Here is a 12,909-nt window from a genome sequence, read left to right on the forward strand (position 1 = left end):
AGACTAAACACTCCTCAAGACCGATAGCGAACAAGTAGCGTGAGCGAACGCTGAAAAGCACCCCAAGAAGGGAGGTGCAATAGGGCGTGAAATCAGTTGGCGATAGAGCGACGGGGCACGAAAGGTCCTGATCAAAATGACCGTAGCGCGAGCTACCAGTAAGAAGATCGGGAAGCCGGTGTTCCGTCGTACGTTTTGAAAAACGAACCAGGGAGTGTGTCTGATTGGCGAGTCTAACCCGTTCATCGGGGAAGGCGTAGGGAAACCGACATGGCCGCAGCATTGCGAGGGCCGCCGTGTTCAAGCGCGGGGAGTCAATCGGACACGACCCGAAACCGGATGATCTAGACATGGGCAAGGCGAAGCGTGCCGAAAGGCACGTGGAGGCCTGTTAGCGTTGGTGTCCTACAATACCCTCGCGTGACCTATGTCTAGGGGTGAAAGGCCCATCGAATCCGGAAACAGCTGGTTCCGACCGAAAGATGTCGAAGCATCACCTCTGCCGAGGTAGTTCGTGGGGTAGAGCGACGGATTGGGGGACCGCCCTCCGAGAGGAGTGCGCCCCCCTGTCCAACTCCGAACCTACGAACGCCGTTAGACGCAGGGAGTCCGGTGCACGGGGTAAGCCTGTGTACCGTGAGGGAGACAACCCAGAGCTGGGTTAAGGTCCCCAAGTGTGGACTAAGTGCGATCGAAGGTGGTCCCGAGCCCTAGACAGCCGGGAGGTGAGCTTAGAAGCAGCTACCCTCTAAGAAAAGCGTAACAGCTTACCGGCCGAGGTTCGGGGCGCCCAAAATGATCGGGGCTCAAGTCCACCACCGAGACCTAGCCGTGCCTGTTACAGGGCAATCGCGTAGGTCGGCGTTCTGTTCGGGTGGAAGCACGGCTGAGAAGTCGTGTGGACCGTTCAGTAACGAAAATCCTGGTCATAGTAGCAGCGTTAGTCGGGTTAGAACCCCGACGGCCGAACGAGTAAGGGTTCCTCAGCAATGCTGATCAGCTGAGGGTTAGCCGGTCCTAAGTCTCACCGTAAGTCGAGTGAGTCGAAAGGGAAACAGGTTAATATTCCTGTGCCAGTGTGCACTCAAAGCCGACGCTTTGGGGCCGCCTCTACCGGGCTTTCGCCCGGTCGAACAGTCGAAGTTCGTGGAAGCCGTAATGGCACGAAGCGACCGAATGGCTGGATAGCGCAAGAGAGGTCAACCTAGAGCCCGTGAAAAGGCAAGCACACTGTCCGTACCGAGATCCGACACAGGTACTCGTGGCGGCGAAAGCCAAGGTCTGTCGGGATCAACCGACGTTAGGGAATTCGGCAAGTTAGTCCCGTACGTTCGCAATAAGGGATGCCTGCCTCGCGAAGAGGCAGGTCGCAGTGACTCGGGCGCTCCGACTGTCTAGTAACAACATAGGTGACCGCAAATCCGCAAGGACTCGTACGGTCACTGAATCCTGCCCAGTGCGGGTATCTGAACACCCAGTACAATGGGACGAAGGACCCGTTAACGGCGGGGGTAACTATGACCCTCTTAAGGTAGCGTAGTACCTTGCCGCTTCAGTAGCGGCTTGCATGAATGGATCAACGAGAGCGCCACTGTCCCAACGTTGGGCCCGGTGAACTGTACGTTCCAGTGCGGAGTCTGGAGACCCCCAAGGGGAAGCGAAGACCCTATAGAGCTTTACTGCAGGCTGTCACTGAGACGTGGTCGCCATTGTGCAGCATAGGTAGGAGGCGCTACACAGGTACCCGCGCTAGCGGGCCACCGAGCCAGCATTGAAATACTACCCGATGGTGACTGCGACTCTCACTCCTGGCGGAGGACACTGGTAGCCGGGCAGTTTGACTGGGGCGGTACGCGCTTGAAAAGATATCGAGCGCGCCCCAAGATTTCCTCACCCGCGTCGGAGACGCGGGATAGAGCGCAAGAGCATACGGAAGTCTGACAGTGTCCGGCCCAACGACGGACGCTGACGCGAAAGCGTGGTCTAGCGAACCAATTAGGCTGCTTGATGCGGCCAATTGCTGACAGAAAAGCTACCTTAGGGATAACAGAGTCGTCACCCGCAAGAGCACATATCGACCGGGTGGCTTGCTACCTCGATGTCGGTTCCCTCCATCCTGCCCGTGCAGAAGCGGGCAAGGGTGAGGTTGTTCGCCTATTAAAGGAGGTCGTGAGCTGGGTTTAGACCGTCGTGAGACAGGTCGGCTGCTATCTATTGGGGGTGTAACGGTTCCTGACAGGAACGTGCGTATAGTACGAGAGGAACTACGCATGGGTGCCACTGGTGTACCGGTTGTTCGAGAGAGCACGTGCCGGGCAGCCACGCACCACGGGGTAAGAGCTGAACGCATCTAAGCTCGAAACCCACCTGGAAACGAGGAACCACTGAGGCCACTCGTAGAAGACGAGTTCGATAGACTCGGGGTGTACGCGCCAAGGCAACGAGGCGTTGAGCCCGCGAGCACTAATCGGCCAAGCCACACAGTCATATCGCATTGGATCTGGAACCCGGGAACGGGTCCAGACGCATACTGGACTACACGTAGACACGGTATCGCCTGACCGATCCTGGTGTTNCCCATCCCGAACACGGAAGATAAGCCCGCCTGCGTATCGGCAACTACTGGAGTGGGAGACCCTCTGGGAACGTCGATTCGCCGCCCCATTCATACTTCATCACTCACACTGACAGTGGCAACGGCGGTTCGATTCCGCCAGTCAGCATCTTAGCGGTTAGCGCGGATTGATCGTTTTGTACGCTAATTGTATTTTCACCGTTGAAAGCGACTAACCTGCATCCCGAGCCGACCGGACAGCAATCATCTCGAGTCCGATCTGCATCGGGTCGTTTTAGTGTAGACGGTCTGTACTGTCAACGTCGTCCGTCTCAGCTATCGGCCAGGTCATTGGATAACGAGTGTTGGTCCAAACCCTCCTGAACCGTCCTGCCAGTACCAACTGAAACAGGTCTCGAGCCAGTGAGCACCCTACCAGCTCTTCGAAGTGGCCGATTCTCCGGCGTCGACGTCACACGATGACCGGGGCTGGGTCTTCGATCGTAATCTCGGTCGGACCGTCGATTCGAACGGTGTACCCCTCGTACTCGAACTCGAGCGAGGGGGCCACGCCGTCAGCGTTCGCGTTTCGGGTTCGAAACAGGGCGTCGATAGCATCGGGGTCGATCGCGGAGTGGAGCGGGGGCTCGAGGTTCGTCGACGTTGTACCTTCGTGTTCGGCGAGTTTCTCGACGACGCGATAGCTGACCGAACGTGTGTCGTGTCGATTACGGGACATACCTTCCGCTGCCAGATTCTCAAATATAAATCCCCGTGGCGGTGTAATGACGCACGTCTGTCGTCCGTCAGACGTCAGTCCGCGGCGGTCGGAAGGCGGCCCCGTTCGTGGTGGTCGGTCGTGACTTCGGCAGCCGGAACTCTCCGATTTAGCCTGACTCCTCGTCCAGTTCACTGAACACGTGCCAGAGCCCGAGAAGGGCCGCGACGAAAACGACCCCGATCCCACCCCGGAGTGCGAGTTCTTCCAGTCCGGTCGCTTCGGCGTGGACGAGTCCGCCGGCCCAGCCGCCGACGACGACCGCGAGCCCGGTCGCGGCGACGACCATGATCAGGAGTTGGTCGGTGGAAACGTTCATCACTCCGATTCAGTCGCCATCGTGGGTAAGCGCCGAGCCTGAATGCGCTACGTCAGACCCGTCTCGTCTATTCGGTGATACGGTCGATGGATTCGAAACGTCCACGCGATCGTCGACTGGCACTGTTTCGAGTAGGGTTCCCAATCCGTCACGCTCCGGACACCGAGCGTTCGTACGGCCGTTATAGTACCAACTGCAACGATTTGACACTGATCGCCGATCCGTCTGGTGAGCAGGTTCGCACTGACCTGTAGTGGCTACTATGTAGTGGCTACTATAGACTCGGGGCGGCCAGGAGAGCATGTCGTCGGGGCTTGCCGGGCCGTGGCCGATCGGCGATAGCTACCGGCCGTCGTCCGGCCACGAGCAGATGTCGTGCTCGAGGCTGGTTTCGTCGGCTCTCACGTCCGCTTCGTCCGTCCCGAACTCGAGTTCGAGGACGGGGTTACTGTGCGGGTCTCGACGGCACTTCGATACCGCGAGCCTCTGTTCGACGCCGGTCTCGACGCCTGCATCGATCGTCCGGACGTCGAATACTGTATCGACGGACTGAAGCGTCGTCTCCCGTCGGTCCGATCGCGAGGACGAGTCGGAGAGGCAGTGTAGCAGAGCCACCCCACCGGTCTCTCGCATCCGTTCGCCGAGCACGCTGAGGAAGTTGACGTACGATTCGCTGCCCGTTCGCTCGAGCGGTCTCACGGAATCGATCACGAGGGTCGCTCCGTCGGGTAATACTTCGATCAATTCGGTAGCGTGTGCTAACGGTGCGTCTCGATCGAGACGACGAATCGTCGGGTTTCCGGTTCGAACCTTCGTCGACTCGAGTGCACGTCGGACATCGTCGGCCGAGCGGCCGGCTGTCAAGTAGAGGGTTCCTCGAGTTGCGGTCGCTTCGTACAACAGGAGTTCGGCCTGACTCGTCGGTGCACCGCGTATTGCCACGACGGTCCCCGGCTGTACGCCGCCGAGTTCTCGGTCGACGACCGGGTTGCCGGTTGCCAGGCGCGTCTCGTCGCTGTCGTGTCGAATCGGCTGGCGTGGGGTACCGTTCGTCTCGTGGATGGCCGCCGCGAGTTCGTCGAACGCGGCTCGCGTCGCGATCGCGGTCAACGGCGATTCGTGTTCGGGAACGGTCTCCAGAACTGGAACGCCGATTTTCGACGCGAACGCGTCGGTAACACCGTTGCTTTCGGTGACGACCGCACCCTCGACGGAAACGTCGAGGCGATGGGAGGCCTCGATCGTCGCCTGGCTTGCCTCGACGGCTCGATCACTGGTCGTGGTCACCACGACGACTCCATCGGCGTACTCGAGCGGGTCGACGGCGTCGGATTCGATTCCGGCCGGTCGGTCGATCAGAACTCGCGTATCGCTCGACTCGAGTCTCTCGAACGCGGCCTTGAGGTCGGCCTGCGCTGTGGATTTCGGGGTAGGGAGGATTCCGACCTCGGTGTTTTCCGCTGTCTCGCCATCACCCCCGCCTGTGCTGGCTGTCCGTCGCTGGAGGACTGTCTCGAGCGAGTCGTCGGAAGCGAGCGCAGCGAGGGTCGGCGTTCGATCGACCTTTGCGACGGCGTGTAAGTGAGGTGGCCGTCGATCGGTACTCGCGGCGATTACTGGCGTTCCCGCACGAGCCAACGCGTCGGCCAGGCCGACCGTAACTGTCGTCGTTCCACAATCGTCCGTCCCGCCGGCGATGACGAGCATGCCGTGATTGGCGTCGGCTTCCGTTTTGAACCCCTAGATAGACGTGGGGTAGTGCCGGTGACCCGAGAGCAACGTAGCTCACCGTACCGAGTTACAGCGGATCGTACGAACCGGATTCCAGCGGTTTTCGGTGGCCTCTCCCCCGGTAGCTACGTCGTGCGTTATCGTCGGCGTTTGTCGTGGCGGCGCTTTTCGCCGTTTCGGTGGCAGTAGCACCACTCCGGGGACCAGCCGGCGAGGTATCGTCGAGAGCACACTCGTCTCTCTTCCTCCCCTTTCCTGCGGCTCGGTCCGATCCGGACACGGCCGATGGCTGTCCGTTACACCTCTACGTACTGGCTCTCCCACTCACGTCGTTCTTCGATTGCCCGACGCCCATCGTCGGTCATCGCGTAGTAGTTGGTTCGGCGATCGAGTTGTCCCTTCTCGACCAGCTCTTTGTTGACGAGGGTATCGAGGTTCGGATAGAGTCGGCCGTGATTGATCTCCGAACTGTAGTAGCTCTCGATCTCGTCTTTCACGTCCTGGCCGGACGGCTGGTCGGCACCTGCGATGACGTACAGGAGGTCGCGCTGGAATCCGGTCAAATCGTCCATGTTTCACCCGTCTAATCACACCACACGACTGACTATTTGTTATCGATCCCGTATCACGGCCGTTGAGGCTGTTTTAGATGACTTACCGTGACTTGTGGCGGCTTGTTCAGTGTTTCACTGTTCGTAATGGTGATTTGGTGACACGTATCCGAAGCCGACAGTAATGGGTACGGATGCGGGCCCATGAGCGGATCTCGAACGGTTTAGGTAGTCCCGACCGATACGCGACGGGCATGGCTCGATCGCACTCCGATGACTCCCGCCGCGGTGGTCCGGTGCCGACCGTGCCCCAAGTGGCACTGATCGGCCTCTTCGTGACCGCGCTAGTGACGGCACAGTTGACCGCGTCGAAAGTGCTCGCGTTTTCCCTCCCGGTTTCGCTCCCACTGACTGGCACGGAACTGGTTCTCCCCGGGGCGGCGCTTGCTTACGCACTCACCTTCCTCGCGAGCGATTGTTACACCGAACTCTACGGGCGGCGTGGGGCCCAGATCGTCGTCAACGTGGCGTTCGCGTTGAACTTCGTCGTCCTCGCGCTCGTCTGGTCGACGATCGCAGCGCCGGCTGCTGACACCAGTATCGACCCCGACATGTTCGCCGACGTCCTCGGGGCCTCGACCAACATCGTTGCGGGGAGCCTGCTGGCGTACGTCGTCAGTCAGAACTGGGATGTGATCGCGTTCCACCGAATCCGAGAATACACTGGCGGCGATCGGCTCTGGCTCCGTAACATCGGATCGACGGCGACGAGCCAGGCGATCGACACCGTCATCTTCGTCGCCGTCGCCTTCGCCGTCGGCCCCGCCCTCCTCGATGTCGGGGTGGTGCTCTCGCTCGAGGAACTCGTGGCGTTGATGATCGGCCAGTATCTGCTGAAACTCGGCATCGCCGTCCTCGATACGCCGATCGTCTACGCGGTCGTCGCTCTCGTTCGCTCGAGGGCCGACCGCGTCGCCGATGTCCCCTCGTAAGGGTGCCATATAGCGGTCGTCTGCTGGCTGTTCGTGGAGTCCCGTCGATCGTGGCTTTCCGGCGGAGCGCAACGCTGGGGTTTTGTACGCTGCTCGTAATCACCGGATATGGACGAACGCGTCCGCGAACACGCCGAGGTACTGGTCGACTGGAGCGCCCGCGTCGAGGACGGAGACGATGTCGTGCTGTCGGTCGGGCCGGACGCTCACGAACTGGCCGTCGCCGTCGCCGAAGCGCTCGGCGAGCGCGGGGCCAACCTGGTCGCGACCTACAGCTCCGGTGAGATTACGCGCGCGTACCTTCGTGCTCACGACGGCGACTTCGACGAACCGACCCACGAGAAGGCGTTGCTCGAGGAGGCGGACGTTTACCTCTCGCTGGGAGGCAGCCGTAACGCGAGCGCGACGGCGGACGTTTCCGGCGAGACGCGACAGTCTTATCGCGACGCTCGGCGCGAGGTCCGCGAGCAGCGGTACGATACGCGCTGGGTGTCGACGTACCACCCGACCCGGTCGCTCGCCCAGCAAGCCGAAATGGCCTACGAGGAGTACACGGAGTTCGCCTACGACGCGATCCTGCGGGACTGGGAATCGTTCGCCGAGGAGATGTCCCGGATGAAAACACTGCTCGACGAGGGATCGGAGGTACGACTCGTTTCCCAGGACACCGACCTCACCATGCGGATCGACGACCGGACTGCGGTCAACAGCGCCGCGTCGGTCGCCTACGACTCACACAACCTGCCAAGCGGCGAAGTCTTCACCGCGCCGTACGCCACCGAGGGAGAGGTCACGTTCGACGTTCCGATGACTCTCCGGGGCGAGACGGTTCGGAACGTCTTCCTCGAGTTCGAGGACGGCGAGGTCGTCGACTACGAAGCCGAGCAGGGCGAGTCCGTCGTCGGGGACGTGCTCGACACCGACGAGGGGGCCCGCCGCCTGGGCGAACTCGGCATCGGGATGAACCGTGCGATCGACCGTTACACGGACAACATCATGTTCGACGAGAAGATGGGGGATACCGTCCACCTCGCGGTTGGTCGCGCCTACGACGCGTGTCTTCCGGCCGGGGAGTCGGGCAACGACTCCGCCGTCCACGTCGACATGATCACCGACGTCAGCGAGGACTCCCGTCTCGAGATCGATGGGGAAGTCGTCCAGCAGGACGGACAGTTCCGGTGGGAGTGACTCCTCGAAGTCGTTCTCCGATACCCTAATCGGCGAGTAGTCACCTATTACGCTCCGTCAGGCGGCCACAACTGCAGTAATCGGTCTCATACTAATGGGGGAGTCGCTCGTCCCTTCGAGTACCGCCTCGCCGGTGGCGGCCAGTAACCGGCCGGGACCGCTGCCTCCCGCTCCCCGTTTTTACAGTTGTCTGCCCGCCCGGCCGGAGGCGGAAGATATCCGGCGTCATCGCTTTCGTCGCGTCTCGCGTCTTCTCTTGAGCGACAGCCACAGGCCTCTCGAGCGCCAACGCGGAAGTATGCACGACCAGCTCCGTGCCGGAGCCGCCGTCTACAACGATGGCCACTACCACGCTGCCCACGACGCCTGGGAAGAGCACTGGCTCGACCTCGAGTCGGGTACCGATGACGAACAGCTGCTTCACGGCTTGATCCAGTTGAGCGGGGCCGTCTTCCACGCCCACCGTGGGAACTGGCAGGGAACCGTCGGGCTGGCCGACAGTGCGCGGGGCTATCTCGACGGGCTGCCAGCCACCTATCGTGGCGTCGCACTCGCGTCGCTCCGTGACTACCTCGCGTCGCTGTCGGCCGATCCGGAACTGATCGAACGCCGGTCGCCGGTCCGAATCGAACACGACGGGGTGACGCCGACGCTCGACTCGCTGGACGTCGCCGAGACTGGAATCGCCGCGGTCACTCTCGCCCAGGAGTTCGGGTACGACGAGGGACCGATCGAACGGGCCCGGACGTACGCCCGACGGGACCTCGAGGACGGGGACGACGACAGCCGGTTCATCTCGCTTCTGTTCGATTTCGTCCGCGAAGAAAAACATCGGGGCATCGTCTATCAGCGGTTATCCGAACACGCGGGCAAGCGGCAGGCTCGGGAGGAAGACGTAGAGGGGCTGTTCTCCGACCTCGAGTGAACGTCTTCGCTCGCCTTCCCGCCGGGCTCGAGCGGCAGCTACAACTGCCGGTGTCGTCGAGATCGCTCCAGACGATCAGTCGTGTCGCGCCGAGTTGTCCTGGGGTTCGTACCCGAGTACGTCTCGAGCGCGATCGATCGAGTAGTACTTGCGGTCGTTGTCGGAGATACCGTAGACGATTTCGTACCCGTACTCGGCCCGAATGCAGCGATCGAAGAGGTGCGCACAGTCCCGGTGAGAGAGCCACATCGCTTGCCCGCGCTCGTAGTCGATCGGCGGGTGGTCCTTCGTGAGGTTGCCGATCCGGACACAGACAACCGAGAGACCGTACTCGTCGTGGTAGTACCGTCCGAGGAGTTCGCCGGTCGCTTTCGAGACGCCGTAGAGATTGCCCGGCCGAGGGAGTTCGTCCCCCTCGAGCTGGAACTCGTCGTCCTCGCGGTACATCTCCGGTGTTCGCTCGTCGGTCTCGTAGGCCCCGACGGCGTGGTTCGAGGAGGCGAAGGCGACTTTCTCGACGCCGGCGTCGACCGCGGCCTCGTAGACCGTCTGGGTGCCGTCGATGTTGTTCGGCAAGACGCTCTCCCACGGGGCTGTCTTTCGGGGATCGCCCGCGAGATGGACGACTGCATCGATGCCCTCCATTGCCTCCCGGACGGCGTCTTCGTCGGTGATGTCCGCGACGACGAACTCGCCCGGATAGTCGCGGTCGCTGGTCGGCGGGTCCCGATCCAGCAAGCGCCACTCGTACTCGCGTTCGTCCGCGAGACCGTCGACGATGGCTTCCCCAACGCGCCCCGAAGCCCCCGTGAGCAGGACCGACTGTGCCATTCGTTCGGGTTGAGGAACAGCGTCGGTAAGTAACGTGCGGTTCCGGACTCGCCGTCGCGTCTGGGGAAGATCGGACCCGGACCGCAACCCCCTTCCTCTCTGCCACCGAGGGCTCGAGTACGAGAACGACTATGACCGACGATGCGCCCACCGACGCCGAAGCCGCCTGTTTCGAGGCCGGGATCAAGTTTGGCTCCCTGTACCACCAGTTCGCCGGGACGCCGGTTTCGCCGGACAGCGCCGACAGCGTCGCGACCGCGATGGAGGAAGCGATCGAGAACCAGCCACACTGTCGTGAGGTTTCCGTCGACGTACGTGAGGACGAACTCGAGGCGGCTCTGGCGGAGTCGGCCGCGGACTACACCGAACTCACGGGTCGATTCCTCGAGGTCGAGATCGTCGTCGCAGACGGAGGACTCGAAGTCGTCGCGCGCATGGCGATGGAGGACGGCTATCCGCTCATGCAACTCGCGTCGATCGAGGGCCGGTCGTCGGAGTAATACTGCCGGACAAACCACTGCAGACACCGATCGTACTCGAGACGCGATCGGGTGTGTACCGACTGTTGTCCAGTAGTATACCATTGCCTCCGGCTCCTCGTTGGGCGCTGGGTTCTTCCGCTCGCCGCCCTCAGTTCCGGTATGGTCGTGTCCCTCTCGATGGGGTGGCGACACCTCCTCTTTGCCAACTGGCCGGTCGACCCGGACCGGCTGGAGCCACACCTCCCGGATCGCCTGTCGGTCGATACCCACGACGGCCGTGCGTGGCTCTCGGTTGTCCCCTTTACGAACGTCGACGTTCGTCCACAGCGGTTGCCTGGCGGAACCGGACTCCCGCTGCCAGAACTCAACCTTCGGACGTACGTCACCTACGACGGAAACCCCGGGGTCTACTTCTTCAGTCTCGACGCCGACGGGCTCGCTGCCGTCCTCGGTGCACGGCTGTTCCACCACCTCCCGTACTATCACGCGGACATCGACATCGAAGTCGCCGAGGACGGGACTGTCGCGTTCTCGAGTCGGCGTCGCCACCGCGGCGCGCGATCGGTTCGGTTCGACGCGAGGTACGAACCGACCGGCAGCCGATACCACGCCGATCCCGGGAGCCTCGCACATTTTCTGACCGAACGCTACCGCTACTACACCGAAGCGCCGGACGGTTCGATCCGGTACGCCGACGTCTCTCACGAATCCTGGCCGTTGTACGATGCCGAGGTCTCGATCCGAGAGAACACGCTCTTTGCCGCCAACGGGTTCGATACGCCGAATTCGGAGCCGGTCCATCTCTACAGCCCTGGCGTCGACACGGTCGCCTCCGGGAGCAAACTGGCGAGACGGTTGCGTGGCTGAGACCGGTCGCTGTACCGATGTCTTGGTGGCATTTGGGTCCTGCCACCGGAACTGACGTACAGCATACCCTATGCGTCGTGGTTCGACGGCACGAGACGATGGGGTCGACCGAGGACACGACAGCGTCAACAGCCGTACGTTTGACGGCCGTTCGACCACTGGTCCCCGCTCGCGCCGATCGCACGGCCGCCCCGCGTTCCGTGACCACTGCGTCTCGGGCTCCTGTACTCCTTTTCGAAACTGTCCGGCTATTTCATCTCGAGCCGCCCGCTCGAGCGGTTTTTCACTTTCACTTTCGGGCGACCTTTTAACCTCGGCCCCCGTGAACGTGATGACATGAGCCAAGCGACGTTCGGTGACGACGACGAACTGTTCGGTGAAGCGGCATCCGAAATGCGCGAGGACGTCGAATCCTCGCTCGAGTCGGCCTGGGCGGCGCTGCCGGCGGCCGACGATATCTGGGAGACGGACGCGGACAACGTGCTGGGCGTCCTCAACGGCCTCAACTCCGCGCTGGACGCTGGTGACGCCGAAGACCATCTTCGCGACGCCAAAAAGTGGTACACCATGGGCCAGCGGGCCGACGCCTTCGACGACGCAGACGACCTCGAAGCGGAGATCACCGACCTCGAGGCTGCGATCGAAGACGTCACCGACGCCGGCGAGCAGGTCGGCGATCTCACGTCGACGATTCCGGCGCTTCGTGGGACGCTCGAGGAGGCGACGCCGGGCGAGGAAGCCGCAGACGAGACGGCAGAAGAAGACGAACCGAAGGGTGAAGCCGAAGAGCAAGAGCAAGAAGAAGAAGAAGAAGAAGAATAACCCCCGACGCACGGTCGTTCCCGCCGCTTCCTCTCCGCGTTGCTCCTTCGATTTCTACCCGGCGGCTCGATCAAAACCGCTATTCGCTGTCTCCACCCCGTCGCTCCGGTCTGGACGCGTCTCGCTCCGCGACAGCCTCTAACAGACGTGCCAGCGCCGCCGCCGCCAACTCGAGCAGTTCGTCGCCACGTTCTGTGGGTCCGTCCCGCGGATCGCCGACCACGCCGTTGTCGGTAAACTCCGCGCTATCGTAGGCCAGGTTCGCGTAACTCACCCACTCTCCCCAGCCGTCGGCACCCGACTCGGAGGCGGCGTCGAGACGATCCTCACGAACGAGGTCGGGCGCAACCCGCCGGAGCAGCGCCGTCTCGAGCGGACCGCCGTGGCCCATCTCGCTCGAGTGATCGCCGACGGCGTCGAACCAGGTGAAGGGAACGGCGTAGGTGTCCTCGTCGCCGTCGCGAGTGAGCCGAGCGCCGACTTCTCGGAGCGCGGCGACGTTACCGCCGTGGCCATTGACGAGGACGACGCGATCGATTCCGTGGTAGAACAGACTCTCGACTGATTCGCGAACGTAGTCCCGGAACGTTCCCTCGGACACCCACATCGTCCCGGGGAACTGGCGGTGTTCTTCGGCGACGCCGACGGGGATCGCCGGCGCACGCAGCACGTCTCGCTCGCTTCGCTCGCAGCCGGCGTCGGCGACGGCCTCGGCGGTTACCACGTCGGTTCCGAGCGGTGCATGGGGGCCGTGCTGTTCCGTACTGCCGACGGGGACGACCGCGATGTCGGCGTCGGCGTCCCGAACGTCGGTCCAGGTCGCATCACTGAGGTTCATGCGCGAGTAGATCGGCCGTTCACCCATGAAA

Annotated in this window: 12 protein-coding genes and 1 rRNA gene; 7 read left to right on the forward strand and 6 right to left on the reverse strand. The window is 62.3% G+C overall.

Going from position 1 to position 12,909, the window contains the following annotated elements; genetic code table 11:
• A 23S ribosomal RNA gene (locus C446_RS15935) occupies positions 1 to 2,487 on the forward strand; the annotation flags it as partial.
• A 539-nt stretch (positions 2,488 to 3,026) separates the two neighbouring features.
• Here C446_RS15935 and C446_RS15940 read toward each other — a convergent pair.
• From C446_RS15940 to C446_RS15955, 4 genes are all read right to left on the reverse strand, one after another.
• A complete protein-coding gene (locus C446_RS15940) occupies positions 3,027 to 3,293 on the reverse strand; it encodes a HalOD1 output domain-containing protein (protein ID WP_006674161.1) in 267 nt (88 codons plus the stop codon).
• A 148-nt stretch (positions 3,294 to 3,441) separates the two neighbouring features.
• Complete coding sequence (locus C446_RS15945) at positions 3,442 to 3,651, reverse strand: hypothetical protein (RefSeq protein ID WP_006674162.1); 210 nt, start codon at positions 3,649 to 3,651, stop codon at positions 3,442 to 3,444.
• A 342-nt stretch (positions 3,652 to 3,993) separates the two neighbouring features.
• The gene (locus C446_RS15950; RefSeq protein ID WP_006674163.1) at positions 3,994 to 5,358 is read right to left on the reverse strand and encodes a DUF7125 family protein; all 1,365 of its coding nucleotides are present in this window, start codon (positions 5,356 to 5,358) and stop codon (positions 3,994 to 3,996) included.
• A 320-nt stretch (positions 5,359 to 5,678) separates the two neighbouring features.
• Positions 5,679 to 5,954 (reverse strand): PadR family transcriptional regulator, encoded by a 276-nt coding sequence (locus tag C446_RS15955; protein ID WP_006674164.1) that lies wholly within the window; start codon positions 5,952 to 5,954, stop codon positions 5,679 to 5,681.
• A 233-nt stretch (positions 5,955 to 6,187) separates the two neighbouring features.
• On the opposite strand from C446_RS15955, the gene C446_RS15960 reads away from it, so the two are divergent.
• The 3 genes from C446_RS15960 (at position 6,188) to C446_RS15970 (ending at position 9,038) form a co-directional block, all read left to right on the forward strand.
• Entirely contained in the window at positions 6,188 to 6,925 is a 738-nt protein-coding gene (locus C446_RS15960) for a queuosine precursor transporter (protein ID WP_049920295.1), read from the forward strand.
• Positions 6,926 to 7,033: 108 nt separating this feature from the next.
• A complete protein-coding gene (locus C446_RS15965) occupies positions 7,034 to 8,113 on the forward strand; it encodes an aminopeptidase (protein WP_006674166.1) in 1,080 nt (359 codons plus the stop codon).
• 298 nt (positions 8,114 to 8,411) lie between these two features.
• Positions 8,412 to 9,038 carry a DUF309 domain-containing protein gene (locus tag C446_RS15970; protein WP_006674167.1) on the forward strand — a complete coding sequence of 209 codons (627 nt, stop codon included), beginning with the start codon at positions 8,412 to 8,414 and terminating at the stop codon, positions 9,036 to 9,038.
• 75 nt (positions 9,039 to 9,113) lie between these two features.
• On the opposite strand, the gene azf is transcribed toward C446_RS15970, so the two are convergent.
• A complete protein-coding gene (gene azf, locus C446_RS15975) occupies positions 9,114 to 9,869 on the reverse strand; it encodes an NAD-dependent glucose-6-phosphate dehydrogenase Azf (protein ID WP_006674168.1) in 756 nt (251 codons plus the stop codon).
• Between the two features lie 131 nt (positions 9,870 to 10,000).
• Between azf and C446_RS15980 the strand changes: the two genes are divergently transcribed.
• The 3 genes from C446_RS15980 to C446_RS15990 all read left to right on the forward strand — a co-directional run bounded on the left by C446_RS15980 (position 10,001) and on the right by C446_RS15990 (position 12,040).
• Positions 10,001 to 10,369: a dihydroneopterin aldolase family protein gene (locus tag C446_RS15980; protein WP_006674169.1), complete on the forward strand. Its 369-nt coding sequence runs from the start codon at positions 10,001 to 10,003 to the stop codon at positions 10,367 to 10,369.
• A gap of 141 nt (positions 10,370 to 10,510) precedes the next feature.
• Entirely contained in the window at positions 10,511 to 11,218 is a 708-nt protein-coding gene (locus C446_RS15985) for a YqjF family protein (protein ID WP_006674170.1), read from the forward strand.
• Positions 11,219 to 11,554: 336 nt separating this feature from the next.
• Positions 11,555 to 12,040: a DUF5790 family protein gene (locus C446_RS15990; RefSeq protein WP_006674171.1), complete on the forward strand. Its 486-nt coding sequence runs from the start codon at positions 11,555 to 11,557 to the stop codon at positions 12,038 to 12,040.
• Between the two features lie 79 nt (positions 12,041 to 12,119).
• Here the strand turns inward: C446_RS15990 and C446_RS15995 are convergent, their stop codons facing one another.
• Positions 12,120 to 12,878: a creatininase family protein gene (locus C446_RS15995; protein WP_049920297.1), complete on the reverse strand. Its 759-nt coding sequence runs from the start codon at positions 12,876 to 12,878 to the stop codon at positions 12,120 to 12,122.
• Between the last annotated feature and the right edge of the window lie 31 nt (positions 12,879 to 12,909).

It is taken from the genome of Halobiforma nitratireducens JCM 10879, assembly GCF_000337895.1.
GTDB classification, from domain to species: Archaea; Halobacteriota; Halobacteria; order Halobacteriales; family Natrialbaceae; genus Natronobacterium; species Natronobacterium nitratireducens.